The sequence below is a fragment of the Ureibacillus massiliensis 4400831 = CIP 108448 = CCUG 49529 genome (assembly GCF_000772965.1).
Lineage (GTDB): Bacteria > Bacillota > Bacilli > Bacillales_A > Planococcaceae > Ureibacillus > Ureibacillus massiliensis.
On the sequence record NZ_JPVQ01000004.1, the window covers coordinates 13,903 to 35,859 of the forward strand.

26 protein-coding genes are annotated in these 21,957 nt (G+C 34.4%); 20 read left to right on the forward strand and 6 right to left on the reverse strand.

The window, feature by feature from the left end; translation table 11 throughout:
- The first annotated feature begins 227 nt into the window (after positions 1-227).
- The 8 genes from CD30_RS03710 to CD30_RS03745 all read left to right on the forward strand — a co-directional run bounded on the left by CD30_RS03710 (position 228) and on the right by CD30_RS03745 (position 7,860).
- Complete coding sequence (locus tag CD30_RS03710; RefSeq protein WP_036172611.1) at positions 228-755, forward strand: sigma-70 family RNA polymerase sigma factor; 528 nt, start codon at positions 228-230, stop codon at positions 753-755.
- Positions 745-1,767, forward strand: coding sequence for an LCP family protein (locus CD30_RS03715; RefSeq protein WP_036172613.1), 1,023 nt, complete (start codon positions 745-747; stop codon positions 1,765-1,767). The genes CD30_RS03710 and CD30_RS03715 overlap by 11 nt, the downstream gene beginning before the upstream one ends.
- A 150-nt stretch (positions 1,768-1,917) precedes the next feature.
- Positions 1,918-2,421 carry a hypothetical protein gene (locus CD30_RS03720; protein ID WP_036172615.1) on the forward strand — a complete coding sequence of 168 codons (504 nt, stop codon included), beginning with the start codon at positions 1,918-1,920 and terminating at the stop codon, positions 2,419-2,421.
- Between the two features lie 324 nt (positions 2,422-2,745).
- Positions 2,746-3,804: an NAD(P)/FAD-dependent oxidoreductase gene (locus CD30_RS03725; protein ID WP_036172617.1), complete on the forward strand. Its 1,059-nt coding sequence runs from the start codon at positions 2,746-2,748 to the stop codon at positions 3,802-3,804.
- A gap of 121 nt (positions 3,805-3,925) precedes the next feature.
- Positions 3,926-4,990: an ABC transporter substrate-binding protein gene (locus CD30_RS03730; protein ID WP_036172619.1), complete on the forward strand. Its 1,065-nt coding sequence runs from the start codon at positions 3,926-3,928 to the stop codon at positions 4,988-4,990.
- A complete protein-coding gene (locus CD30_RS03735; RefSeq protein ID WP_084077631.1) occupies positions 4,980-6,023 on the forward strand; it encodes a FecCD family ABC transporter permease in 1,044 nt (347 codons plus the stop codon). The genes CD30_RS03730 and CD30_RS03735 overlap by 11 nt, the downstream gene beginning before the upstream one ends.
- Entirely contained in the window at positions 6,020-7,057 is a 1,038-nt protein-coding gene (locus CD30_RS03740; RefSeq protein ID WP_036172622.1) for a FecCD family ABC transporter permease, read from the forward strand. The genes CD30_RS03735 and CD30_RS03740 overlap by 4 nt, the downstream gene beginning before the upstream one ends.
- Positions 7,057-7,860 (forward strand): ABC transporter ATP-binding protein, encoded by an 804-nt coding sequence (locus tag CD30_RS03745; RefSeq protein ID WP_036172624.1) that lies wholly within the window; start codon positions 7,057-7,059, stop codon positions 7,858-7,860. Before CD30_RS03740 ends, CD30_RS03745 begins: the two co-directional genes overlap by 1 nt.
- Before the next feature lie 198 nt (positions 7,861-8,058).
- On the opposite strand, the gene CD30_RS03750 is transcribed toward CD30_RS03745, so the two are convergent.
- Both CD30_RS03750 and CD30_RS03755 read right to left on the reverse strand, forming a co-directional pair.
- Positions 8,059-8,568 carry a type 1 glutamine amidotransferase domain-containing protein gene (locus tag CD30_RS03750; RefSeq protein ID WP_036172626.1) on the reverse strand — a complete coding sequence of 170 codons (510 nt, stop codon included), beginning with the start codon at positions 8,566-8,568 and terminating at the stop codon, positions 8,059-8,061.
- Between the two features lie 116 nt (positions 8,569-8,684).
- The gene (locus CD30_RS03755) at positions 8,685-9,095 is read right to left on the reverse strand and encodes a MerR family transcriptional regulator (protein ID WP_036172628.1); all 411 of its coding nucleotides are present in this window, start codon (positions 9,093-9,095) and stop codon (positions 8,685-8,687) included.
- Positions 9,096-9,369: 274 nt separating this feature from the next.
- Between CD30_RS03755 and CD30_RS03760 the strand changes: the two genes are divergently transcribed.
- On the forward strand, positions 9,370-10,410 hold the full coding sequence (locus CD30_RS03760; protein WP_036172630.1) for an NAD(P)-dependent alcohol dehydrogenase: 1,041 nt from the start codon (positions 9,370-9,372) through the stop codon (positions 10,408-10,410).
- A 181-nt stretch (positions 10,411-10,591) separates the two neighbouring features.
- Here the strand turns inward: CD30_RS03760 and CD30_RS03765 are convergent, their stop codons facing one another.
- Together CD30_RS03765 and CD30_RS03770 are read right to left on the reverse strand one after the other, a co-directional pair.
- Positions 10,592-12,304, reverse strand: a complete 1,713-nt coding sequence (locus CD30_RS03765; RefSeq protein ID WP_036172632.1) for an ABC transporter ATP-binding protein — start codon at positions 12,302-12,304, stop codon at positions 10,592-10,594.
- A 149-nt stretch (positions 12,305-12,453) separates the two neighbouring features.
- A complete protein-coding gene (locus CD30_RS03770) occupies positions 12,454-12,891 on the reverse strand; it encodes an Lrp/AsnC family transcriptional regulator (RefSeq protein WP_036172633.1) in 438 nt (145 codons plus the stop codon).
- Positions 12,892-13,028: 137 nt separating this feature from the next.
- Between CD30_RS03770 and CD30_RS03775 the strand changes: the two genes are divergently transcribed.
- The 10 genes from CD30_RS03775 (at position 13,029) to CD30_RS03820 (ending at position 19,614) form a co-directional block, all read left to right on the forward strand.
- Positions 13,029-13,613, forward strand: a complete 585-nt coding sequence (locus CD30_RS03775; protein WP_036172635.1) for a DJ-1/PfpI family protein — start codon at positions 13,029-13,031, stop codon at positions 13,611-13,613.
- Between the two features lie 174 nt (positions 13,614-13,787).
- Positions 13,788-14,240 carry a MarR family winged helix-turn-helix transcriptional regulator gene (locus CD30_RS03780; RefSeq protein ID WP_036172638.1) on the forward strand — a complete coding sequence of 151 codons (453 nt, stop codon included), beginning with the start codon at positions 13,788-13,790 and terminating at the stop codon, positions 14,238-14,240.
- Positions 14,241-14,266: 26 nt separating this feature from the next.
- Entirely contained in the window at positions 14,267-14,785 is a 519-nt protein-coding gene (locus CD30_RS03785; protein ID WP_036172640.1) for a GNAT family N-acetyltransferase, read from the forward strand.
- Between the two features lie 20 nt (positions 14,786-14,805).
- Positions 14,806-15,429: an FMN-binding negative transcriptional regulator gene (locus CD30_RS03790; RefSeq protein WP_036172642.1), complete on the forward strand. Its 624-nt coding sequence runs from the start codon at positions 14,806-14,808 to the stop codon at positions 15,427-15,429.
- 325 nt (positions 15,430-15,754) lie between these two features.
- A complete protein-coding gene (locus CD30_RS03795; protein ID WP_036172643.1) occupies positions 15,755-16,195 on the forward strand; it encodes an NUDIX domain-containing protein in 441 nt (146 codons plus the stop codon).
- A 157-nt stretch (positions 16,196-16,352) separates the two neighbouring features.
- Positions 16,353-16,898, forward strand: coding sequence for a DUF1697 domain-containing protein (locus CD30_RS03800; RefSeq protein ID WP_036172645.1), 546 nt, complete (start codon positions 16,353-16,355; stop codon positions 16,896-16,898).
- 74 nt (positions 16,899-16,972) lie between these two features.
- The gene (locus CD30_RS03805; protein ID WP_036172647.1) at positions 16,973-17,344 is read left to right on the forward strand and encodes an iron chaperone; all 372 of its coding nucleotides are present in this window, start codon (positions 16,973-16,975) and stop codon (positions 17,342-17,344) included.
- A 28-nt stretch (positions 17,345-17,372) separates the two neighbouring features.
- Positions 17,373-18,074: an AraC family transcriptional regulator gene (locus tag CD30_RS03810; RefSeq protein WP_036172649.1), complete on the forward strand. Its 702-nt coding sequence runs from the start codon at positions 17,373-17,375 to the stop codon at positions 18,072-18,074.
- Positions 18,075-18,164: 90 nt separating this feature from the next.
- The gene (locus CD30_RS03815) at positions 18,165-19,064 is read left to right on the forward strand and encodes an EamA family transporter (RefSeq protein WP_036172651.1); all 900 of its coding nucleotides are present in this window, start codon (positions 18,165-18,167) and stop codon (positions 19,062-19,064) included.
- Between the two features lie 166 nt (positions 19,065-19,230).
- Positions 19,231-19,614 carry an SET domain-containing protein gene (locus CD30_RS03820; protein ID WP_036172653.1) on the forward strand — a complete coding sequence of 128 codons (384 nt, stop codon included), beginning with the start codon at positions 19,231-19,233 and terminating at the stop codon, positions 19,612-19,614.
- Positions 19,615-19,794: 180 nt separating this feature from the next.
- Here CD30_RS03820 and CD30_RS03825 read toward each other — a convergent pair whose 3' ends face one another.
- Both CD30_RS03825 and CD30_RS03830 read right to left on the reverse strand, forming a co-directional pair.
- A complete protein-coding gene (locus CD30_RS03825) occupies positions 19,795-20,217 on the reverse strand; it encodes a DUF3021 domain-containing protein (protein WP_036172655.1) in 423 nt (140 codons plus the stop codon).
- The gene (locus tag CD30_RS03830; RefSeq protein WP_036172657.1) at positions 20,217-20,666 is read right to left on the reverse strand and encodes a LytTR family DNA-binding domain-containing protein; all 450 of its coding nucleotides are present in this window, start codon (positions 20,664-20,666) and stop codon (positions 20,217-20,219) included. The genes CD30_RS03825 and CD30_RS03830 overlap by 1 nt, the downstream gene beginning before the upstream one ends.
- A gap of 258 nt (positions 20,667-20,924) precedes the next feature.
- Here CD30_RS03830 and CD30_RS03835 point away from each other — a divergent pair, with 258 nt between their 5' ends.
- Positions 20,925-21,911 (forward strand): bile acid:sodium symporter family protein, encoded by a 987-nt coding sequence (locus CD30_RS03835; RefSeq protein ID WP_036172659.1) that lies wholly within the window; start codon positions 20,925-20,927, stop codon positions 21,909-21,911.
- The last annotated feature ends 46 nt before the right edge of the window (positions 21,912-21,957 follow it).

Below are 21,957 nucleotides of genomic sequence, written 5' to 3' on the forward strand. Positions count from 1 at the left end.
TTATAAAATTCATATTGTAAAAAATCTATTTATGGGAAAATGATTATAGAAGATTACAAGTAAAGCATCTTTAATGGATGCTTTTTTATATGTTTTAGATAAATCATTCCTAATATAGTTGCTAAAAAGAATATCCTTGTAAATTATTTTTTTAAAATTGAACCTATTATAATTTGGTAATCGTCTAATAGCAGAATTTGAAGTAGGTTGAAAGAGAGGGTAGCAGAATGGACAAGTCAGAAAAGGATTACATATTAGAAATAATAATGATTGAATACGGTAATGAGTTGGTACGATTGGCATTTTCTTATGTGAAAGATGCGGAGATTGCAAAAGATATGGTACAGAATACGTTTATCAAATGCTACAAAAGCCTTGATTCGTTTCGTTATGACGCACAGATTAAAACATGGCTCTATCGTATCACCATTAACGAATGTAAAGATTATTTAAAAAGTTGGAATTACAAAATGGTTCAAGTAAAAAGTTTTATCAATGAAACGGCAAAATCAGTATTTCCATCCGTAGAGAAATCCATTATTGATCAATACAATAACGAACAAATGAATGAGACGATTATTTCTCTTCCGAAAAAGTATAGAGAAGTAGTTTATCTATACTACCATGATTCATTAAAAACAGATGAAATTGCTGATATTTTAGATATTCCAGTTAATACAGTGAAAACACGATTAAGAAGAGCAAAACAAAGATTAGAGTCGATGTTAAAGGAGGCTGAACTTAGTGAAAGATAAAAGTTTGAAAAACACATTTAGCCATATGTCCAATCAGGAACTAACATTTACGAAAGAAGATCGCAATGAGGTGTTCGAACAACTTCATAAAATGGAATCGAATAATAATCAAAAGAAATCTTTAATATCAATTTCGAAAAAGCTCGCTCCATTGACAGTTTCATTGTTAGCAGTAGGCTTGTGTTTATTTTTCTTTATGCCAACGATCCTTCAAGGGAACGTTAATAATGAAATATTCGAAAGTAATGGAAATAACGGTACTGATTCAAATGGAGTAGTAGCACAAATAGATAAAGATTTTACCGCATTATTTACGTTAAAGGATGAGAATAATAGAACACCTATCAATCTTTTGCTTACTTATAGTAAAGAAAAAAATATAATGAAAGTTGTTTCTATCCCTCGTGATACTTATGCTCCTATATTGGAAAATGATGATGGAACTACTTCATATGATAAATTGACGCATGCTTATGCTTATGGTTCAGGAGAAGCTGAAGATATAAGAACAACAGTATCTAAGCTATTTAATTTAACAATTGATTATTATGCTGTAATGGATTTAGAAACTTTTTCATCAATGATTGATTCAGTGAATGGGATAGACTACGACTTGGAAGAAGATGTTCAAGTACGAGCTATCTCTCAAGTGGCATTTGAATTCGAAAAGGGCACTAATCGTTTGAATGGAGAAGAGGTTGTAGCATTACTAATGGAAGCGACAGTAGGAAGAAGAAGCTTGGATGAAGAAGACCAACTAAACCTCATTAATGCAGTTATACATCAAACGATAAAGGTATTACCGCAAACACAATTAAAACAATTTACTACTAATATAGAAGGCAATATTCCATTTGAACAATTGCTTGAAAATAAAATGAAATTCCCTTTAATACAAGTAGTATCACTAATCGATGGAATGACGGATACGCAGATAAATGGAGCTTACTTTATTAAATTTGAAAAAGATTTTTTAAACTCAGTTTCAGAAGAGTTAACGACATTTAACTAAATGGGAATTAAAATAGCCTTCCTAAAACCACTAAACTAAATAGTGGTTTTATTTTTTACTATCATCATTTGTATATAAATTGGTAAAATTATACTATTCCGACTTGGTATTTTATATGTTGTAGTTAAATTAGAGATTTGAATTCTTAAAATGTTCGTATTGTTAATGTCTGTTTTATTAACGTTATTTGGGTGTTCCAAGTTAGATGAAAGTGTAGAGACAGAAATATATACCGGAAAAGCACTGCATATTGGAATTATTGGTGAAGTACCAAGGATTAGAGAAGATAACATTAAGTTTACAAAAATAGATTTTAATATTTTGCAAGATATAGATAACTTATCAAATTTTGATGCGATTTTTATTGCCACGGAATATTTAAAAGAAGCAGGCAAACCACAATATACAAGTGTATATAACGGCAGTCACACACCCTTCTTATTTATCGGAACAGGTTCGTATGTTCCGTTTGCATATGAAGATATTGATTTCGATGACTCCTTAGATTCAGAATTATCCTATGCAGTTCTTTATGATAAAGATAGTGAACATTATTGGGAATATGGTTTATATAATGATGAATTAAATGAGAAAAATATTCGAAGTACATATTCGGAAATTTTTAGAACAGTGGAAGAAATCTCAAATAATTAAATAAATCATAAAGCGAATAAAAGACTAAGAGTTTCCTTTTCAAATTAAAAGCAGTTCCAATTACCAACTTTTTAGATAGTCACAGTGATTTTTGAAAAAAGATTATAAAGACTCGATCCGAAACTGGATCGAGTTTTTTTGAATCCATTAATCGAAGCCTTCGTTTATTTATCTTAGTTAAAAGCAGTCTAAATACCTCAATTAATTTATTGAATTTAAATGAAAATATTTATTTAGGTTGAAATTGATAATCATTTTCACCTATAATCAGATTAGTTGAGAATTATTATCAGTGGTTTTGAGGATAATTTTAAGGAGGATTACATGGAATTATTTGATGTTACGATTGTCGGCGGAGGTCCTGCGGGTTTATATAGTGCTTTTTATAGTGGTTTACGAAATATGAAAACGAAAATTTTAGAGGTGCAGCCTGTACTAGGTGGCAAAGTGAATATTTATCCTGAGAAAATCCTATGGGATGTTGGTGGTCAACCACCAATGCAGGCACAGCTTTTTGTTCAAAATTTGGTTAATCAAGCAAATACTTTTTCACCAACAATTTGTTTAAATACGAAAGTGGAACAAATAGAGAAAATAAACGATATTTTTGTTATTACAACGAATTCGGGTGAAGTACATTATTCAAAAACAATTATTGTAGCTGTAGGTGGAGGCATTTTAAGTCCGATTAAGCTTGAGGTAGAGGGCGCGGAAAAGTACGAAATGACGAACTTACACTATACGATTTTAGGGTTGGAGCGTTTCCGAGATAAAAAAGTTCTTGTATCAGGTGGCGGAAATGGCGCGATTGACTGGGCTGTAGAGCTATTATTTGTGGCAAAAGAAGTTGTTGTTATTTATCGAAAGGAACAATTGACTGCCCATGAATCTCAAGTGGAAAAGCTTAAAAAACACGGTGTGCAAATTATGCTTAATGCTGAAATTCAGTCTGTAGTATCAAATGACAGTAAAACGGCAATTGAAAAAGTAGTTATTTCACAAAATGGAGATACCTATGAATTACAAGTGGACGATGTTCTAATAAGTCATGGCTATAACCGGGAAAAATCATTAACATTTGCTGATGATATTCAACCTTTACGAAAAGACGATTATTATTTAGTTAGTCAAGGTCAATGTAAAACATCAGTCCCTGGGATTTTTGGTGCTGGAGATATTATTTCATATGATGACAAAGTTAATTTACTCATTGGAACTTTTCAAGATGCGGTGCTTGCTGTAAATAATGCGAAAAAGTATATCGATCCTCAGGCCAACGAATATGGAATGGTATCATCACATAATGAAAAATTCGCAGAAAAAAATAAGGAACTTTTAGAAGAACTATTTTGTAAAACTGAAACATCTACAAATTCAAAATAATATTGACAGTAGGGAAATCATGGCATACATTTATGATAATGAGAATCATTCTCGATTGGTTCGTGAGATAGAACTTACCAATCGACGAATGGTTTAAAAAACTAGATTGGTAGGGATACATATGCAAAACAAAAAGTCGTTTTTATTAATGCTGACTCTGTCTATTATTGCAATCTTTGCATTAGTTGGTTGTTCTAGTCAGTCCTCATCAAAACCGGAAGAAAATGAACAAGCAACACCTTCGACAGAAACTGAAAAAGAAACAGATTCACAATATCCAATTACAATAAAGCATGCTCTAGGTGATGCGGTAATTAAAAGTAAACCGGAAAGAATTGTAACAATTCAATGGGCTAATCATGATATCGCTTTAGCACTTGGTGTAGTGCCTGTTGGCTTTTCAGCTGCAAACTTCGGTGTTCAAGATGATAGTGGCTTATTACCATGGACAAAAGAAAAGCTGGATGAGCTTGGCGTAACAGATCCAAATGTTTTCCAAGATACGGATGGATTAGATTTTGAAGCAATCTCAGATGCCAATCCTGATGTCATACTTGCTGCTTACTCTGGCATCACGGCAGAAGATTACGAACTTTTAAGTCAAATTGCACCTGTTGTTGCATATCCGACTGCACCATGGGCGACTACATGGCGTGAGCAAGTTTTATTAAATGCAACAGGTATGGGTATGAAAGAAGAAGGAGAGCAATTAATTAAAGATACAGAGAATTTAATCGAAGAAAAATTAAGTGCTTACCCTCAAATTAAAGGGAAAAAAGTAGTATGGGTTAACTTCTCAGCAAAAGATTTATCCCAATTACACATTTATACACCTATTGATTCACGTGGGGCCTTCTTAAAAGAATTAGGATTGACATATCCAGAAAGTATTACAGAGCTTATTACAGACCCAACAAGCTACTCGTTAAAATTAAGTGCTGAAAATGTAGAAGCTTTATTTGACGCAGATATAATCGTTGGTTATGGTGATGAAGCACTTTACGAAACAATTAAAGCAGATCCTTTACTTGGCAAAATTCCAGCAGTTAAAAGAGGTTCTGTGGCGTTTATTACAAGTGATACGCCGTTAGTAGCAGCGGGAACGCCAAACCCACTTTCCATCGCTTACACAATGGATGAATATTTAGAATTAATTGGTGGGGCAATTGATAAAATTGAAGAATAACACTTCAGCCTCTAAAATTAAGCAACTAGATTTACATGTACCGAAGCATTTTTCATTAATAGTAGTGGTGGGACTAATTTTATTACTCCTTACCATCGTTGCTTCAATAGTATTAGGAGCTAGAGTGGTCAGTATCCAAGAGTTAATGGATGGGTTATTTTATCACAACCAAGATTCCTACGGTGCAAACGTTGTACAAAAACGTATTTCCCGGACAATTTTTAGTTTATGTTGTGGCGCAGCGTTAGGGATTGCGGGTGTTCTTATGCAATCTGTAACACGTAACCCATTAGCTGACCCGAGTATTTTAGGTGTTAATACAGGTGCGGCCTTGTTTGTAGTAAGTGGTATTACATTTTTTAATATTACAACAGCAAGCCAGTATATTTGGTTAGCTTTAATTGGAGCTGCTATCACAACAATTGTCGTTTTTGGAATAGGCTCTATGGGGCGCGGTGGGGCAACACCGATTAAATTAGTATTAGCCGGAGCTGCAACCACTGCAGCTCTTTCTTCACTTGTAACGGCTATTATGATTCCAAGTCAATATGCGATGGATCAGTTTAGATTTTGGCAAGTAGGAAGTGTGGGAGTAGGATCTTGGGAATCTATCACTATTTTCATTCCTTTTTTATTAGTTGGCATTATTATCGCGTTTGTAACGGCACCAGCATTAAATGCTTTAGCATTAGGTGATGATGTTGCAACAGGTCTTGGTGTTCGACCGGGTATTCTACGTCTTTTTGCGATTTGCGCGGGCGTAATTTTATGTGCAATAACTACCGCTTTGGCAGGTCCTATAGGTTTTATTGGACTATTAGCAACTCATGCGATGCGTTTAGTTATTGGACCAGATTTCCGCTTTTTAATTCCTATGTCAGCTTTAGCAGGAGCGATTATTTTAACATTTTCTGATGTAGTAGGCAGACTCATTGGAAGTCCTGGAGAACTTGAAGTAGGGATTATTACAGCTTTTATAGGTGCACCAATCCTCATCTTGCTAGCTAAGAGATCGAAGGTGAGGTCATTATGAGAAATCCATCAAGTGAAAGTAATTTTATAAAAGTGGGAATCCAAAAAAGAAAAAGACGCTGGATTTTTGTTACTTCTCTATTAATCGTTTTTGCAGTTGCTCTATGTTGGGCCATGCTGTTATTAGGAAATACGATTTATCCAGTGAATGTGGTGATTCGATCATTAATGGGTGAGGAAATTTCAGGAGCCAATTTTGCGATTAATACGATTCGATTCCCACGGATGATTACAGGACTCTTTTCAGGTTTTGCTTTTGGTGTTGCAGGCTATATTTTTCAGACGATGCTACGAAACCCATTAGCGAATCCGAATATTTTAGGGATTACATCAGGTTCTAGTGCAGCCGCTGTATTTTGTATTGTTATACTACATTCAAGTAATGCCGTTGTTTCCATTGCAGCAATCATTGGGGGATTAATAACGGTAATCATTATGTATTTATTATCTCGTGGTCGCTCATTTTCAATTGGTCGATTGATTATCATTGGAATAGGTATGCAAGCAATGTTGGATGCGGTCATTTCATTTTTGATTCTTAAAAGCTCAGAGCAGGATATTGCAGGAGCCTTGCGATGGTTAAGTGGTAGTTTAAACGGTTCAAGTATGAGTGAAGCCATTCCTTTAATCATCATCGTCATTGTATTAACTCCTGTTATGCTAATGCTAGGTAAAGAGTTAAGCATGTTAGAATTAGGTGACCAAATGGCAACATCGCTTGGTGTAGCCACTGATAAAATGCGAATTACTTTAATTATAAGCTCAGTAGTGATGATTGCCATTGCTACAGCCACGACTGGACCAATAGCCTTTGTTTCATTTTTAGCAGGCCCAATTGCGAATCGACTCGTAGGTATTAGCTCTTCAAATATTCTCCCAGCAGGATTAATCGGCGCTATTCTCGTATTATTTGCAGATTTAATAGGCCAGTTTGCATTTGAATACCGGTTCCCAGTTGGGGTTATTACGGGAATACTCGGAGCACCGTATTTAATTTATCTATTAATCCGAATGAACCAAAAAGGAGAATTATAATGAGTACGACGTATGATTTTCGAGTAAACAAATTAGTTTCTGGCTATGAAAATAAAACGATCATTCATGGAATTGATCTTGAAGTCCCAAAAAATAAAATTAGTGTCATTATTGGAGCTAATGGTTGTGGGAAATCAACTCTATTAAAAACGATGGCGAAACTAATCAAGCCTACAGAGGGTGATGTTACTCTCGATGGAAAAGCGATAAATAAATATCCCCCAAAGCAATTAGCGCGTATTTTAGGGCTTCTTCCACAGTCTCCTGTCGTTCCGGCTGGAATTACTGTTGCGGATTTAGTAGGTCGAGGGAGATTTCCGCACCAATCTTTGTTTAGTGGATGGTCTAAAAAAGATTACGAAGCAGTAGAAGAAGCAATGGAATTTATGAACATTACTGAATTTGCAAATCATGATATTGATGAGCTTTCAGGAGGACAAAGGCAGCGTGTATGGATTGCAATGGCCCTTGCACAACAAACAGACATCTTATTTCTCGATGAGCCTACTACCTTTTTAGATATAACGTATCAGGTGGAAATATTAGACCTGCTTACAAATTTAAACCGTAAGTATGGCACAACAATTGTGATGGTATTGCACGATATTAATTTATCAGCACGCTATGCAGATTATATTTTTGCCGTAAAGAGTGGAAAGCTTATAGCAGAAGGGGCACCTACAGAAGTCCTAACTGTGGACCTTGTAAAATCAGTTTTTGACTTAGATTGTGTCGTCATTCCAGATCCTATTTCGGATACTCCATTAATCATTCCAAAAGGGCGGTATCATGTAAAGGAATAAAAGATTATAGACTTATAGAAGTATTATGGGGCGATACAAATGGTAAATCAATTAAATGTCATTTCTTAATTGAATCATTAAAGTAAGTAAATTAAATCACATTTGAGCGCTTAATAAAAATAAGCGCTCATTTTTTTAATTTCAGAGCTAAAAAAGATACGATAGACCTTCGTCTACCGTATCGTTTAATCTATTATATTATGCTAATTTTGCTAGAATTTCACGAATGAAAGCAGGTTCGTCATTAGGAGTACGAGATGTTACCAAGTTTTCACTAACTACTACTTCTTCGTCTTTATAATCTGCGCCAGCTAATTTTACGTCATCGCGAATTCCGATATAACATGTTGCAGCTTTCCCTTTTAAGATATCGGCACTAATCATTACTTGAGGTCCATGACAAATACCAGAAATAAGCTTCCCTTGTTCATTTAGCTCTTTTACAAAACGCACAACATCATCATTTACTCGTAAAGCTTCTGGAGCTGATCCTCCTGGGATAACTACTGCATCAAAGTCACTTGCTTTTGCTTCTGATGAAGCTAATTCAGCAGTGTAGGATACTGTTCCTTTTTTCCCTTTACATTCAGCACCTTTTTCTAGACCGATGATTGTTGTCTCATGACCAGCCTCTTTAATTGCCTCATAAGGATTTTTCATTTCAGAATCTTCAAATCCGCCTGCTAAAAGAAATGCAACCTTTGCCATAAAATTTTCCCTCCAATAAATAATTTATTACAAGTTTACTATAATTGGCTCGCATACCAATTTCAAGAATGGTGCTTGTTGTCCTACTAATTCTAGAAAAATGAAGTATCCATTTGTTAATTATTAATCTCTATTTTTTGTTCTTTATGAACATCTTCTGTTCCTGCCTCCAATGCAGTCTTGTAATAAAAGCATTTATGCTCGATGACTTTCATTGTCTTTTTTAACTCTTCCATCTGCGCTTCAACAGTGGCTTTTCGTTCTAAAAACATATCATACCTTTGTTGTAGTGTTGAATCCCCCTTAGAGCACCAATCAATGAAATTTTTAATCTCCTTAATAGGCATCCCAGTAGCCTTTAGACATTCAATGATTCTTAAAGCATCGATATCGGATTCTTTAAATATTCGAATGCCACTAGAAGAACGCTCTACAAAAGGAATAAGCCCTTCTTTATCATAATAACGCAATGTGTATACTGTAAGATTTAATTCCTTTGCAACTTCACTTATAGAATATGTTTTCATCACTTATCCTCCTGCTCAAGGCTATGTACCTCGAGTTAGCTCTATTGTTGGGAGAGATTCTATCACGCTATTTACGAAAAGTCAAAGTTGCTTGAAGTGGAGACTTTAGGAGAATTTCAAAAAGAAAAAACTAATAACTTGACCTCGAGTTAACTATAAGGAGTAACATTATTTTAGAAGAGAGTGTGTGAAGAAAAAGATGAGGTCGAATTTAGATATTCCTTTTTTCGTATAGGCGCATTCTCTAGAACATATAAGTTATAGGAGGTTTTTTATGATAACAGCAAAAGCGAGAGCAGTCGATGGTCCAGACAAACCATTTCGAGCTGCTGAAATTAAAAGACGTGACCTAGATTTAAACGATGTATTAATTGAGATTAAGTTTGCAGGCATCTGTCATTCAGATATCCATACAGCACATGGGGAATGGGGTCCTGTGAATTATCCACTCGTTCCAGGGCATGAAATTGCAGGAATTGTTACGGCAGTAGGACCTAACGTTACAAAATACAAAATAGGTGACCGAGTAGGAGTCGGATGTATGGTAGACTCTTGCGGTGAATGTGAAAATTGCCGTAAAGGGGAAGAACAGTTCTGTCATAAAGGAAATATTCCTACCTATGCAGGGGTTGATAAATATGGTGAACCAACTCAAGGTGGCTATTCAACTCACATTGTTGTAACCGAAGACTTCGTATTGGGAATTCCAGATAGTATTGAGCTGGACAAGGCAGCACCACTACTTTGTGCAGGGATTACGACATACTCACCATTAAACCATTGGGGAGCTGGTCCAGGTAAAAAGGTAGCTATTATTGGAATGGGTGGTCTTGGCCATATGGCAGTGCAAATTGCCCATGCAATGGGGGCTGAAGTCACGGTTCTATCTCAGTCGTTAAAGAAAAAAGATGATGGATTGGAGCTTGGAGCAGATCATTATTATGCAACAAGCGATCCAGAAACCTTTGAAAAACTTGCGAGCACATTTGATTTAATTATTAATACAGTAAGTGCAAAAATTAATCTGGATGCCTATTTAGGATTACTAACACTTGATGGAACACTTGTGAATGTCGGTGCTCCTGCAGAACCATTATCACTTAGAGTAATGAATTTAATTGGACATCGCCGTTCATTTGCAGGTTCTTTGATTGGCGGTATTCGCGAAACGCAAGAAATGTTGGATTTCTGTGCGAAACATAACATTTTTCCTAAGATTGAAGTCATTTCTGCAGATCAAATTGACGAAGCATACGAGCGTGTATTAGCCTCGGATGTGAAGTATCGATTCGTAATTGATATTAGTACTATGTGATTGCTTAATAGGTATTGCTTAAGGAACTTAATAATCTGAAGGAACCATGTTGCTTATTAATTTACTAATATAAAAAATAAAACAGGTGGAGAACCATTGTTCCTCACCTGTTTTATCGTGTTAAAAAAATTAGTTTTTGAAGGTTATTAGAGAAGCATTGTTTCCTTCATAACATTTAAGCCTACTTAAACTGAATATGGTGGAGCTTTGCAAAAATTCCATCAGCTGCAACTAGATCATCGTATGTTCCTCGTTCTTCTATCCCATTTGAAGTAACGACGAGCACTTGATCGGCATCGCGAACGGTTGATAGACGATGGGCGATGATTAATGTTGTGCGATTTTGAGCGAGCTCACTTAAAGAAGTTTGAATGATTTTTTCTGTCTCTGTATCAAGTGCAGAAGTGGCTTCATCCAATATTAAAATTGGTGGGTTTTTCAGGAACATACGAGCAATGGCTAATCGTTGCTTTTGTCCACCTGATAGCTTTAATCCTCTTTCCCCAATTTCTGTTTCAAATCCATCTGGTAATCCTTCTATAAATTCTTTTAAATGGGCTTTTTCTGCAGCTTCTTGTATTTCCTCAAAGCTTGCGTCTAAACGTCCATAGGCAATATTTTCTCGGATTGTACCAGTGAATAAAAAGACATCTTGTTGGACAATCCCAATTTGTTTACGTAAGGATTGTTGCGTCATATCTCGTATATCAAGGTCATCAATCGTTATAGCTCCACTTTCCACATCGTAAAAACGTGGGATGAGAGAGCAAATGGTTGTTTTACCTGCACCAGACGGACCAACAAGGGCAATGGTTTCCCCCGCCTTTACATGGAAGGAAATATTATCTAGCACCTTTTTATTGTTTTCATAGCTAAATGATACGTTTTGAAAAGCAATATCGCCGTTAAGTTTATCAACTGTTACTGCATTAGGTCGATCTGCAACCTCAGGACTTTTATCTAACATTTCAGTAAAACGTTTAAAGCCCGCCATCCCTTTTGGATACAACTCGAGTAATGCACTAATTTTATCAATTGGTTTGATCAATACATTGGTATACAAAATAAAGCTTATAAATTCACCATCTGTTAGTTGTCCATTAAAGCAGAGCCAAGCACCAACAATTAGCACAACAAGTGTTAAAAGGCGAGTCATCATATAAATGCTAGAATGGGTTCCAGCCATTATTTTATATGCATATAGTTTGGCTTGACGGAAAAAACCATTTTGCGTTTTAAAACGCTTAGATTCAAACTCTTCATTAGTAAAAGACTTTACGACGCGAATACCTGCAATACTATCCTCTACACGACTATTCACATCCGCAACTTTCCCGTACATTTCTTTCCACGCGTGATTCATTTTTTTATTACTAAATGTAATCAGCCAAATTAAAAATGGTACCATTACTAGAACAATTAAGGCCAACATCGGGTTTATTGTAAATAAAATGATGAATGTTCCAACAAAGGTCATGATAGCGATAAAGAAATCTTCTGGTCCATGGTGAGCAAACTCTCCGATATCAAATAAATCATTCGTAATGCGGCTCATCACATGCCCCGTTTTCATATTATCGAAAAATGAAAAGGACTGCTTTTGAAAATGGTTAAACAATTGCTGACGCATATCAGTTTCAATATTAATACCAAGCTTATGTCCTAAATAATTCACGACAAAATTAAGCACCGTACTAAGGATATAAGTTAATAATAATAAAATACTGACCTTCACAATCATGTCCCATTCACGTGTAGGGAGAAGCTCATCAATAAACCATTGCACTGCTAATGGGAAAGCGAGTTCTAAAATAGCAACGATTATGGCACTAGTAAAATCAATTAAAAATAACCGTTTATGTGGTTTGTAATATGTAAAAAAACGAGATATCATACTTGGTCCTCTTATTCTTTCTTACCTATTTTTTAAATGAAAGCATAAATAATATTTTATTACAATTAAGAATGATTATCAATCACTCTATTTCACATGTGACTTAATGGATATATATTCTGCTTTATTATTTATTCCTGTGTGGAGGATTATTCTTCAAAATTATTAAACAACAAAGGCTTCCTTACATATTCAGATAATACAATATTTGTTGAAGGCGTTCCGTATGGCATAGCCTGGTCGATAAATTGTTCTAACGTTTCGACTGAGGATGTTGCAACTTTTACAATATAACTAATTTCTCCGGCTACTCTATAGCATTCAAGTACATCTGGATGTGAATTGCAAAATTTCGATAACTTCTTACAATCCGTAGATTTAAAAAGAATTAATGCAACAATTGTGCGGTTAAGCGATTTTAAATTGAGCTCAGTGTAGTAACCCTCAATAATATTTTGCTCTTCTAGCTTTTTGACTCGTTCAGTGACAGCAGGGGCTGATAAGTGTACATAAGATGCAAGCTCCTTCATCGAAATTTTAGCATTCAGTTGTAAATGTTTTATGATTTCATAATCAATAGTGTCCATGGAATCCTACCTTTTTTTAAAAAGTATTATAAGGTTTTTTAAAGGGAAAATTAAGAAAAATTGTAAAAAATCCTTTTTGATATTATGTAAAGCATAGAAGCTTTTCAATAAACTATACAAAAAAAGGGGGTTTTACGATGAAGAAAACCTTATTATTATTAGCAAATGGATTTGAAGCAGTAGAAGCAAGTGTTTTTACTGATGTGCTTGGATGGAATAAATGGGAAGGGGATGGCTCTACTGAAGTAGTAACTGTAGGGATGTGGCCACAGCTTCAATGTACATGGAATTTTTCGGTAACACCTGAGATGCTGCTAGAAGATATTGATCTTGACGATTTCGATGCATTAGCCATTCCAGGAGGATTTGAAGAAGCGGGATTTTATAAAGACGCTTTTAGTGAAAAATTTCAACAAGTTATCCAGTATTTTAATGATCGCAAAAAACCAATCGCAGCGATTTGTGTTGCCTCACTTATGATTGCCCATAGCGGAGTTTTAAAAAATAGAAGAGCCACAACATACAATCATCCAACAAGTAAACGGCTTAAACAATTAGAACAATACGATGTTGAAGTTGTCAATGAACGAATTGTTGTCGATGATAACATTATTACATCATCAAACCCAGGAACAGGATTTGATGTCGCATTTAAATTGTTAGAAACGCTAACTTCATCTGATAATACGAACCGTGTAAAAGAATTAATGGGATTCGAATAAATAAATAGTATATCAAAATGTTTGGAGGCTGTCGGAGAAAGTTCAATTTCTCTAAGCAGCCTTTTTTATATTGGATTAGTATATTTTATTGCATTTGCAATAAATTGGATTTACACTAAATACAAGCGAAATATTGTTGTAATTGCAATAAAAATCTTGTATAAGGAGATAAATATGAAGGAAATTCTACGTGAAATCGGTATGATCGCAAGGGCACTAGATTCTATTAGTAATATTGAATTTAAAGAATATGACCTTACAAAAGGACAGTATTTGTATCTTGTAAGAGTATGTGAAAATCCTGGAATCATTCAAGAAAAGTTAGCCGAAATGATAAAAGTAGATCGAACAACGGCTGCTCGTGCAATTAAAAAGCTTGTAATTAATGGATTTATAGAAAAAAGAGAAGATCCACATAACAAAAAAATTAAAAAACTCTTTCCTACAGAAGAGGGGGAAAAAGTTTTCCCATTTTTAAAAAGAGAAAATGATCATTCAAATAGTGTCGCGCTAGCTGGACTTTCCGAAACAGAGGTTGAAACTTTATTTAAGCTTCTTCAAAAAGTAAGAAAAAATGTTGAGAAAGATTGGGAATATGTAAAAAAGGGAAATAAGAGAATTTATTGATACACCATAAAGGAGCTGTATAAAAAATGACTGTAGAAATTAAAAAGTGCAACATTGAAGATTTACAAACACTTCAAGAAATAAGTAAAGAAACATTTTACGATGCATTTAAAGATCAAAATTCAACAGAAAATATGAAGGCTTATTTGGAGAGTGCATTTAGCTTAAACCACTTAAAAAAAGAGCTCACTAATATTTCTTCGCAATTCTTTTTTGTAATTTTTCATAATGAAATCGTAGGATATCTTAAGCTCAATACTGGTGATGCACAGTCGGAAAAAATGGGCGATGAATCACTTGAAATCGAGCGGATTTATTTAAAGGGGAAAGTTCAAAAAAATGGACTTGGTAAATTGCTTATAAATAAAGCGATTGACATTGCTATAGAAAGTAATAAAAAGAAAATCTGGCTTGGTGTGTGGGAAAAAAATGAAAATGCAATCGCCTTTTATCAGAAAATGGGATTTGTTCAAACGGGTACCCACTCTTTTTATATGGGCGATGAAGAGCAACTAGACTTTATTATGACCAAAGCACTTATATAACCTTCGAAAGGATGAGTAATATGTATATTCCAAAATATTATAAAGTCACAAATGCGGATGAAATTTGGGATTTTGTTCAGAAAAACTCTTTTGGCACGATTGTTACAACAAAACAAGGGAAACCCATTGCCACTCATTTACCATTGCAGTTAGTGAAAGAAGGAGAAAGTTATTACCTCACAGGTCATATGGCTTATGGGAACCCCCAATGGAGGACCTTTGAAACCTGTGAAGATGTATTGGTCATGTTTCAAGGACCTCATGCTTATATCTCTTCCTCTTGGTATGAAAAGGAAAATGTACCAACATGGAATTATCAAGCAGTACATATTTATGGTACAGTTAGCATTTTGAAAAATGAAGAGTTAGTGCAGGACTTAACAATGTTGCTACAAAAATATGAAAAACACCGAGAAAATCCAGTTTTATGGGAGAAGCTATCACCAGAAATTTTAGAGAAAGAGCTTAAAGGTATTGTAGGATTTAAGATGAAAGTAGAAGAAATTCAAGCTGCCAATAAGCTAAGTCAAAATCGTAATGAAAAAGATTATCAGAATATTATAAATAAACTTTATGAAGAAGGAGATTTACATTCGCAACAAATAGCGCAATTGATGGAGAGGAAGGTTAAAAAGAATCAATAAAGATCCAAATTTCAAGAAAAGTATGTTCAAGCATGGATACTTAAAATTTTTTAACTAAAGAACAGATAGCAAATAACACCTTTAATTGATTTGTTATTAGTTGTAAAATAATATGTGTACTATAAAAAATATTTAATTTATGAACTAGAAAATTGCAGCTAGGGTTCCGCTATTTTGATAGGTCTTGTGACCGAGGGCTGCATCTTTTACAATTTAGTAAAAGGCACCTATTGACACAAAAGGTCCGAGGGGAAAGGTTCAGCGTATTTGTTATGCGTTGAAATCTTTCTTTTCGGACCTTTTTTATATGAAGGAGGACTATCGTATGAAAAGAATTGATGCGTTGAAAGCTGCTGTTGCAGTGATTATTTTGAATGAGAAGAACCAAGTTTTATTACAAAAAAGGTCGGATGTTCAACTTTGGGGTATTCCTTCAGGTCATATAGAAGTGGGGGAAACTGTTTCCGAAGCTGCAATCAGAGAAGTAAAAGAAGAGACCGATTTAGATATACGTATAAAAAAACTAATTGGCGTATACTCAGACCCTACTTCGCAGGTATTTGAATATCCCAACGGTCAAGTAGTACATTTTATAACAACTTGTTTCCTCGCTGAAATGATAGGAGGAGAACTTAAGTGCAATTCGAATGAATCATTGGATATCAAGTTTTTTTCAGAGGAAAACCTACCATCAGATCTATTAAAAATGCATCCTAGATGGTTAAAAGATGCATTATCTAATAAAGAATGGGCGTTCATTCGGTAAAAAGAAGTTAATGCGATAAGAAGGATTAATGGCATTTTTGTTGAAATAACGATGAAAGTCATTGTATAAATAATTTCTGTTTTCCGATTAAATTAAGGAAAGAGATTGTTAAAGTTATTTAAATAGTATTTTATAAATAAAGGAAATGAGGATGGCTATGGTTTATATTGCTCTTCTTAGGGGGATAAATGTTGGTGGAAATAATAAAATTGATATGAAATTACTTAAGCAATCCTTTGAACAAGTAGGAATGACGGATGTAGTGACATACATTAATACAGGAAACATCATTTTCACTTCTAAAAACTTATCAAAAAATGAGCTGTCAAAAATTTTGGAAGAAGCGATCCATAATGACTTCGGATTGCAAATTAAAGTAGTAGTTCGCAGTATCGATGATGTAGCAATAATCGTAAATGCTTTACCTGAAACATGGAAAAATGATAAAGACATGAAAAGTGATGTACTGTTTTTATGGGATGAAATCGATGACGAGACTATACTTGAACAACTCATTATTAAACCGGATATTGACACAGTAAAATATGTCCCTGGTGCAATTTTATGGTCAGTAGACAAGAAAAATGTAACAAAGAGTGGCATGTCAAAGATAATTGGTTCAAAAATATACAAACAAGTTACAGTAAGAAATGTTAACACCACTCGTAAAATATATGAACTAATGCAAGTGCAAAATAGCTAATTTACTAATTACTACTATATAATTTTACTCATAATTTAAATCGATCATAAATAATTCTAATCTTGGAGGAAAATATGGAAGTATTTGCAGACTATTTAACGAAAATTGAGAACCTCGAACATCGAGCAAGGACTGAGGAGATTTTGATGTGGATTGCTAATAAATTTCCTAATTTAAAGCCAGAAATCAAGTGGAATACACCAATGTTTTCTGATCATGGCACATTTATTATCGGCCTTTCAACGGCGAAGAATCATATGAGTGTATCACCGGAAGAAGTGGTTATGGAGCATTTTGCTGATGATATTGCACAAGCGGGTTATAGCGCTACGAAAGGTTTGTTTCGAATTGGTTGGAATGAGCCCGTAAATTATGAATTGCTTCAGAAGCTAATTGAGTTTAATATTTGGGATAAGGCAGACTACACAACATTTTGGCGGAAATAATAGATATGAATGATTATGGAGGAATAAAATGGACGGTTTAAACCAAGTCATTTGTGAGAAAAGATCCTATTCTAAAGAGTTTAAATCTCACCAGCATGAGTTTGGGCAATTTCTTTTTCCACTACAAGGCTCCTTAGAACTACAAACGAAGTGGCAAGAGATAAATCTTGACCCTGATCATTGCTTGTATATTCCTCCCAAGTGTGATCATAATTATCGATCAGTTGATAGGAATGAATTTTTAATTTTAGATATTCCTTCGCAATATTTACCAGAGGACACAAGCAATATGTATATTCAGGTGGATGAACAGTGGGCTTCTATTCGATATTTACTATTAGAAGAGTCAAGAAATAAGGCGAGTACAGCCGCCTTAGTGGATTTAACGAGGTATGTAACGAACAAACTTCAAATCTCTAATCCACCATCAATAGAATATATTCATAAACATTTTAGAGAGCCCATTACATTAGAAACTTTGGCAAATATAGAGCATTATCACCCAGTATATTATTCTTCATGGTTTAAGAAACAAACAGGGAAATCCCCAAAGGTATACATAAACGAACTTCGCTTGAAAGAGGCAAAGCATTTATTGATTTCAACAGAGTGGTCGATATCAAAAATTAGTGAAGAAGTAGGTTTTATGAATTCTTCATCCTTTACAAGATGGTTTGTTAATTGTGAGGGAATTACTCCACAAAAATATAGAGTCCTTAATAATAGATAAAAAGAATATTAAATTTGGTAAAGAAAGCTTTTAAGTAATTTTCTATTATCAAATGTATATTCTTTTTATTTTTTATCGAGGTGAACAAAATTGAAGGATAAATTATCTCCTTTTTTAATATTATTAGCGGCTATTCTTTGGGGAACGACCGGTACAACACAAGCCTTTGCACCTGAAACAGCGCACCCGATTGCAATTGGAGCCACTCGTTTAGCTGTAGGAGGTTTATTTTTAATAGTCGTTGTGTTAATTATAGGTAAGTTCGATTTTAAAAATTGGCCTATCAAGACTACGATTTTAGCTTCTTTAAGTATGGCTTTGTACCAGCCGTTATTTTTCTCAGCTGTTTCGATTACGGGAGTAGCTGTTGGAACTGTTGTAGCTATCGGAAGTGCACCTATTTTATCTGGGATTATTGAATGGCTCTATTTAAAAGTTCGTCCTTCTAAGGTGTGGTGGTGTTCCACGTTTCTTTCAATTTTAGGGTGTCTAATGCTTTTTAGTAATAAAGAGTCGGTAAACGTTGATCCATTTGGAATCTTGATGGCGCTTGGAGCTGGATTATCCTTCGCAGGGTACACTTTAATAAGCAGAACTTTAGTTGAAAAGCATTCATCTATATCTGTTGTGGCGATTGTATTCACGCTTAGTGCAATCTGGTTATCTCCATTATTATTTATATTTGATATGTCATGGATTATGAGCTTGCAAGGTGTGGGTGTAAGCCTTCAATTAGGAATTATGGCAACGGGGATAGCGTATCTCCTTTTTGCAAGAGGACTTAAGAACGTTTCTTCATCAACAGCAGTTACGCTTGCGTTAGCGGAGCCATTAACAGCTGCATTGTTAGGTGTATTCTTATTAGAGGAAACATTGAACATCACTTCATGGATAGGGATATTCCTCTTATTGCTTGGAATTGGAATATTAATGTGGACGCCCAAAAAATCGGATAGTGAAAATGAAATTATGCTAGCTCAAAAGGAGTAGCATTGATTAATGGGGTGAGTATTTTGATGATTAAATTCTAGTGGGAAATTGGTGGGAGAATAATAAAGGTATTTCTAAACGAAAGTTTCCATTAGTTACAGTATATCTTTAGTGAAATTAATGTTACAGTTAGTTAAGAAAATTCAAAAGTGAGTAGGAGAACAACATGATCGAAATCAGAACATCTACTGTAAGTGATGGCGAATTCAATAGAGGGGTATTTGCAACATGTGATATTAAAAAGGGAGAGCTAATCCATGAAGCGCCAGTCATAGCTTATCCAAACGATCAGCATCAACACATTGAGAAAACATTACTTGCTGACTATGCCTTTGAGTATGGTATAAATCATACTGCAATACTTTTAGGATATGGAATGTTGTTTAACCATTCATATGAACCAAATGCGACTTATGAAATAAACTTTAATAATCACACATTTGACTTTTATGCATACAAAGATATAAAAGCAGGGGAAGAAATTCTAATCAATTATAATGGCGATGTAGATGATAAAGAACTACTATGGTTTGATCAAGAAGAAAAATAACTAACCATTATAAAAGTGTTTAAGTAATCACAAAAAGCATTTCTAATATAGAAATGCTCCATAAATAAGAGATGGATATAACCTTTATCCATTTCTTATTTATTTTTTGCTTATATATCCAAATCGAACTCACTGTTAATACAATTGCTGAGATGGTAATGAACCCGATAAATTCACCCTTTATTTTCGATTTTGTAATTGCCTATTTATTGCTTTCAATTGCTTTAGGTCCATTAAATAAATCCCAACTAGGATTACGAGATAAATAAAGAGTTGTAAAAAAATGAAGAAGATAAATTGAATAGGATCTTCCATTGGTGATTCGTACCAATCACCAAACGCGCCACAAATAAGTACCAAGAGCAAAGTGACAACGTAATGAATTGCAAGTTTAGCTAAATAAGGTAATGTTTCAACAGTGAAAATAAGTGAGACAAGACCACAGGCTATCCCTAATAACAAAGCTAAACTTAGTTGTAATAAAAGCTCTTCCCCTGTTAGTGATAATGTGGAGTCACCTAATAGCACAAATGTCATCACGATATACGAGGTACTTAATCCGATAAGTGCTCCTATTAAAATAAATTGAATTACTTTTTTCATTACTGCTCCCTCCCGATACCAAGTCGCTTTTTTAATCCTTTTAAGTAATTGCGACTAACATGAGCTGTCGTCTCATTTTTCATCACAAGCTGCATCCTCCCGATTCCTTCCATTTTCAAAAAGGATATTTTTGATACATTTACAAGCGTGGATTTATTTATACGGACAAACTCTTTTTCTAGCAATTCTTCTAGCTCATACAATTTCCGTTTTGACTCGTATTCATCTTCATCTGTTTGAAAATAAATTTTAGCCCCTTCAGAATAAACGAAATAAATATCCGAAATTTTTAGCATGTGAATCTGCTGATCCGCATAGCCATCTATTACTTCAGTCGTAGAAGACTTTAGTGTTTTCATCAGCTGTTCAATCTCAGGTGTATAGGCCTTTGTATGAATATGGATTTCAGTTTCATCATATCGATCATCGATAATTAACTTAATTTGCATATGCATCCTCCATTTCCTAAAACAACTATAACATGGGTAAAACTTACATATTGTATTTTTTAAGTAAGTGGATTATTTTGAAACATAAGTGGTGGGAAATAAAAGATGAGTATGGATTGTAAATAAAACAACCGTCTGATTCGAAGAGACTGGTATTTATGTAGTTTAATGTAAATTAAAAGTAAAATAGTCCCATTCCAAAACTATTTTAGTGAGTAATAATTGTAATCAAATGATTTTATAGAAAGAAGGCTCGGAATGTTAGAGCAAATAAATAGTAGGCTTCAAAAGTTAATGCCGGTTTTGACGCCATTAAGTCTTGTTATAGGGGTTTTTTTAGAAGAAGTAGGTAGTCAAGTGATGTTTTTAGTTCCTTGGATCTTCGCATTTATGACACTTGCTAGTAGTCTAAGTCTAAACCTCCAAGGATTAAAAAGTTTTATAAAATATCCATGGGTTATTTTAGCATCTATTGCCTTTTTACATATTTTAATGCCTTTATGGGCGTATTTGGTGTCTAGTTTCTTTTTTCATGATCAATTTTTAACATTAGGGTTTATTTTGTCTGTTGCTGTGCCTACAGGAGTTACCAGTTTTATATGGATTAGTATATGTAAAGGACATTTAACTCTAGGTCTGTCCATCATTTTAATCGATACACTTATTGCGCCACTTGTGATGCCAACGCTAGTACATATAGTGGTAGGTCAAGCAGTTGAAATTGATACTTTATCACTGATGGTTGATTTATTGTGGATGATTGTATTACCTTCGATTGTCGGCTTGATTCTTAATGAATATACAAAAGGACGTATCGAAAAAACATTGGGGAAAACATTGGCGCCATTTCAGAAAATCAGTCTATTTTTAATCGTCATGATAAATAGTAGTGTTATTGCACCATACTTAAAAAATATTACGTGGGATATTATCGCGATTATATTGGTTGTATTGTTTATTTCTATATCGGGATATGTTTTTTGTTTAGTCACAGGCCATTTTCTATGGAGAGAGGAAAGTATTGTAACATCTTTTGTATTCGCTGGAGGAATGCGAAACATTGCGGTAGGAGTTGTTATTGCAAGTACTTATTTCCCCGCTAAGGTCGCTATGCCTGTGGTCTTTGGGATGATGTTCCAACAAGTATTAGCAGCTCAATTTAGTAGAGTTATAGAAATCTATAAAGAGAAGTATACAAGAACAAGTGTTGAAGCAATGGAATCAAGTACGATACATAAAGGGTAAAATTTCTAAAGCCATCTACTATGAAATATCGTATACTACTCTTAAA

Bases quoted from the DNA above. Each gene is read 5' to 3' on its own strand.
- CD30_RS03755 (WP_036172628.1), bottom strand. From the start codon at position 9,095: ATGAAAACATATTCTATAAGTGAAGTTGCAAAGGAATTAAATCTTACA.
- CD30_RS03750 (WP_036172626.1), bottom strand. From the start codon at position 8,568: ATGGCAAAGGTTGCATTTCTTTTAGCAGGCGGATTTGAAGATTCTGAA.
- CD30_RS03830 (WP_036172657.1), bottom strand. From the start codon at position 20,666: ATGCAAATTAAGTTAATTATCGATGATCGATATGATGAAACTGAAATC.
- CD30_RS03795 (WP_036172643.1), top strand. From the start codon at position 15,755: ATGAAAAGAATTGATGCGTTGAAAGCTGCTGTTGCAGTGATTATTTTG.
- CD30_RS03720 (WP_036172615.1), top strand. From the start codon at position 1,918: ATGTTCGTATTGTTAATGTCTGTTTTATTAACGTTATTTGGGTGTTCC.
- CD30_RS03835 (WP_036172659.1), top strand. From the start codon at position 20,925: ATGTTAGAGCAAATAAATAGTAGGCTTCAAAAGTTAATGCCGGTTTTG.
- CD30_RS03785 (WP_036172640.1), top strand. From the start codon at position 14,267: ATGACTGTAGAAATTAAAAAGTGCAACATTGAAGATTTACAAACACTT.
- CD30_RS03710 (WP_036172611.1), top strand. From the start codon at position 228: ATGGACAAGTCAGAAAAGGATTACATATTAGAAATAATAATGATTGAA.
- CD30_RS03820 (WP_036172653.1), top strand. From the start codon at position 19,231: ATGATCGAAATCAGAACATCTACTGTAAGTGATGGCGAATTCAATAGA.
- CD30_RS03800 (WP_036172645.1), top strand. From the start codon at position 16,353: ATGGTTTATATTGCTCTTCTTAGGGGGATAAATGTTGGTGGAAATAAT.
- CD30_RS03730 (WP_036172619.1), top strand. From the start codon at position 3,926: ATGCAAAACAAAAAGTCGTTTTTATTAATGCTGACTCTGTCTATTATT.
- CD30_RS03770 (WP_036172633.1), bottom strand. From the start codon at position 12,891: ATGGACACTATTGATTATGAAATCATAAAACATTTACAACTGAATGCT.
- CD30_RS03780 (WP_036172638.1), top strand. From the start codon at position 13,788: ATGAAGGAAATTCTACGTGAAATCGGTATGATCGCAAGGGCACTAGAT.
- CD30_RS03725 (WP_036172617.1), top strand. From the start codon at position 2,746: ATGGAATTATTTGATGTTACGATTGTCGGCGGAGGTCCTGCGGGTTTA.
- CD30_RS03765 (WP_036172632.1), bottom strand. From the start codon at position 12,304: ATGATATCTCGTTTTTTTACATATTACAAACCACATAAACGGTTATTT.
- CD30_RS03740 (WP_036172622.1), top strand. From the start codon at position 6,020: ATGAGAAATCCATCAAGTGAAAGTAATTTTATAAAAGTGGGAATCCAA.
- CD30_RS03790 (WP_036172642.1), top strand. From the start codon at position 14,806: ATGTATATTCCAAAATATTATAAAGTCACAAATGCGGATGAAATTTGG.
- CD30_RS03810 (WP_036172649.1), top strand. From the start codon at position 17,373: ATGGACGGTTTAAACCAAGTCATTTGTGAGAAAAGATCCTATTCTAAA.
- CD30_RS03760 (WP_036172630.1), top strand. From the start codon at position 9,370: ATGATAACAGCAAAAGCGAGAGCAGTCGATGGTCCAGACAAACCATTT.
- CD30_RS03775 (WP_036172635.1), top strand. From the start codon at position 13,029: ATGAAGAAAACCTTATTATTATTAGCAAATGGATTTGAAGCAGTAGAA.
- CD30_RS03805 (WP_036172647.1), top strand. From the start codon at position 16,973: ATGGAAGTATTTGCAGACTATTTAACGAAAATTGAGAACCTCGAACAT.
- CD30_RS03745 (WP_036172624.1), top strand. From the start codon at position 7,057: ATGAGTACGACGTATGATTTTCGAGTAAACAAATTAGTTTCTGGCTAT.
- CD30_RS03825 (WP_036172655.1), bottom strand. From the start codon at position 20,217: ATGAAAAAAGTAATTCAATTTATTTTAATAGGAGCACTTATCGGATTA.